Here is a 2,536-nt window from a genome sequence, read left to right on the forward strand (position 1 = left end):
GATGATGGCGATGCACCGCACACCGCGCATCGCCGACGTGCTTGCATTCGATTTCGCCCACGCATGAGCCGATTTCCCCTGGACCTGGCAGGCTGAACGAAAACACGCGTTTGCGCGCTTGATTCAGCAAGCACGATGATGCTCTTATCACAGCCGATACCGCACACTTGCGTCGTGGTTCATCCATTCATGGGGAAGGCTTTGGTCAAGTGGTTTGCGGTCGTAGCGGCACCGATGTACTCCATGGCGATATGGGGTGGCCTGCTTCCGTCGACCGCATCGGCGCAGTCACTTGGCTATGACAACGAAGTAGTGACCTGCGAATCCCGTGACATGGGTTGGGTGCATTGCGACATCGATGTCAGCAACGGCGTCGACCTGATCCGCCAGTTGTCCAGCAACAGCTGCATCCGTGGCAGCGAGTGGGGCACCGACCGCAGTGGCGTGTGGGTGACACTGGGCTGCCGCGCCGAGTTCCGCGCGCGCCGTGCAGAGAATGATGTCGCGCCCTCGGCCGAGGGTCGCAAGCGCCTGGTGCGACGGGTGGTGCGCTGCGAGTCCAACGGTCGCCCGCAGAGCTGCCCGGTACGCCTGGACGGTGCGCCGGTACGGTTGCTGCGGCAGCTGTCGGTGCTGCCGTGCCGGGAAGGGCAGGGCTGGGGCTACAAGCGCAATGAGGTGTGGACCACCCGGGGTTGCCAGGGTGACTTCGAGGTGGCCGACGAGCAGGGCCGTTTCGTCGACATGCCGCGCCGGCTGACCTGCGAATCCAAGTCCAAGAAGCGCCGCTTCTGTGGCGCCAGCATCTCCACCAGCGCCACCATCTCCAACCAGCTTTCCAGCACCCCGTGCGAGGAAGGCAGCACCTGGGGCTGGAACCGCAACGGCATCTGGGTCGACGGCGGCTGCCGCGCCGAATTCTCGGTGAACTGACCCCGGACGGGGTCCATCCGTGCGTGGCGTGGCCCTACAATGGGGCCATGAATACCGCCACCGACCTCGATTACGCCCGCTACGACCACATCCGCCCGATCCTGTGGACCGGCGATGCCCTGCAACTGCTTGACCAGCGCAAGCTGCCGTTCGTGGTCGAGCATGTGGCCTGCCATGACAGTGATGAGGTGGCTGCCGCCATCCACGCCCTGACCGTGCGCGGTGCGCCGGCCATCGGTATCGCCGCTGCCTGGGGTGTGGTGCTGGCCGCACGTGATGTGCAGGCTGCCGATGGCGCGCATGCCCTGCAGCAGCTGGAACCGGCGCTGCAGCGGCTGAATGCCTCGCGCCCGACCGCGGTCAACCTGGCCTGGGCGCTGGCACGCATGCGACGTTGCCTGAGCGCTGCCGGCGCCGACTGGAAGGCGCTGCTGGAGGCTGAAGCGCAAGCGATCGCCGAAGAAGACCTGGCCGCCAACCGCCACATGGGCGCACTCGGTGCCGGCCTGATCGAGGCCGGCAGCGGCGTGTTGACCCATTGCAATACCGGCTCGCTGGCCACCGCCGGCTTCGGTACGGCGCTGGGCGTGATCCGCGCCGGCATGGCCCAGGACCGCATCGCCCGTGTGTTCGCAGGTGAGACCCGGCCGTGGTTGCAGGGTGCGCGCCTGACTGTATGGGAGCTGCAGCAGGACGGCATCGACGCGACGCTGATCGCCGACTCGGCCGCCTCGCACCTGATGAAGACCGGTGCGGTGCAGTGGGTGATCGTGGGCGCCGACCGCATCTGCGCCAATGGCGATACCGCCAACAAGATCGGCACCTACCAGCTGGCCATCGCGGCCCGCCACCACGGGGTGAAGTTCATGGTCGTGGCGCCGTCCTCGACGGTGGACATGGATACCGTGGACGGCAGCCAGATCGAGATCGAACAGCGCGATCCGGGCGAACTGTACGGCGTGGGGGGCACCCGCACCGTGGCCGAGGGCATCGCCGCCTGGAACCCGGTGTTCGATGTCACCCCGGGCGAGCTGATCGATGCCATTGTGACCGAGCGGGGGGTGATCCTGAACCCGACCGCAGAGAACATGCGTACCGCCTTCGGCGGTTGACGCGGGCAGGGGCGGGTGCCTTTCCGCTGGAAAGGGCTCCGACCCCGGCGTCCGGTAGTGCCGGCCGCTGGCCGGCAACCCCCTAAGTTCCTGATTTGTGCCGGTAAAATCACCGTAAAGGCAGGCGGAAAACGGCCCCGTGTGGTAGAATCCAGCGGTTGAATCGAGGTTCCGGCACGACCACCCCCGGGTGGATGCGCCGGACTGGACCGCTACCAGACAACGGAACCCGAATGGCAGAAACCGCCAAGGAAATCATCCAGGTCAACCTGGAAGACGAGATGCGCAAGAGCTACCTCGATTACGCCATGAGCGTGATCGTGGGGCGCGCGCTGCCAGATGCGCGCGATGGCCTCAAGCCGGTGCATCGTCGTGTGCTGTTTGCGATGAATGAACTCAACGCGCACAGCAACAAGCCCTACTTCAAGTCGGCACGTATCGTCGGTGACGTCATCGGTAAGTACCACCCGCATGGCGACAGCGCGTGCTAC

3 protein-coding genes are annotated in these 2,536 nt (G+C 65.8%); all 3 read left to right on the forward strand.

All coding sequences use genetic code 11. The annotated features are described in order from the left end of the window. Positions 1 to 201 precede the first annotated feature (201 nt). Positions 202 to 933 carry a DUF3011 domain-containing protein gene (locus AB4Y84_RS19080; RefSeq protein ID WP_442244359.1) on the forward strand — a complete coding sequence of 244 codons (732 nt, stop codon included), beginning with the start codon at positions 202 to 204 and terminating at the stop codon, positions 931 to 933. Positions 934 to 980: 47 nt separating this feature from the next. After that, positions 981 to 2,045 (forward strand): S-methyl-5-thioribose-1-phosphate isomerase, encoded by a 1,065-nt coding sequence (gene mtnA, locus AB4Y84_RS19085; protein ID WP_059064602.1) that lies wholly within the window; start codon positions 981 to 983, stop codon positions 2,043 to 2,045. A 233-nt stretch (positions 2,046 to 2,278) separates the two neighbouring features. Next, positions 2,279 to 2,536 (forward strand): DNA gyrase subunit A (locus AB4Y84_RS19090; protein ID WP_442250671.1); only part of this gene is annotated, 258 nt, incomplete at its 3' end.

The sequence above is a fragment of the Stenotrophomonas sp. 2YAF22 genome, from assembly GCF_052114665.1.
Taxonomy (GTDB): Bacteria; Pseudomonadota; Gammaproteobacteria; order Xanthomonadales; family Xanthomonadaceae; genus Stenotrophomonas; species Stenotrophomonas indicatrix.

What these genes read in the sequence shown, in the direction of transcription:
- mtnA (WP_059064602.1), top strand. Translation starts at nt 981, where the DNA reads ATGAATACCGCCACCGACCTCGATTACGCCCGCTACGACCACATCCGC.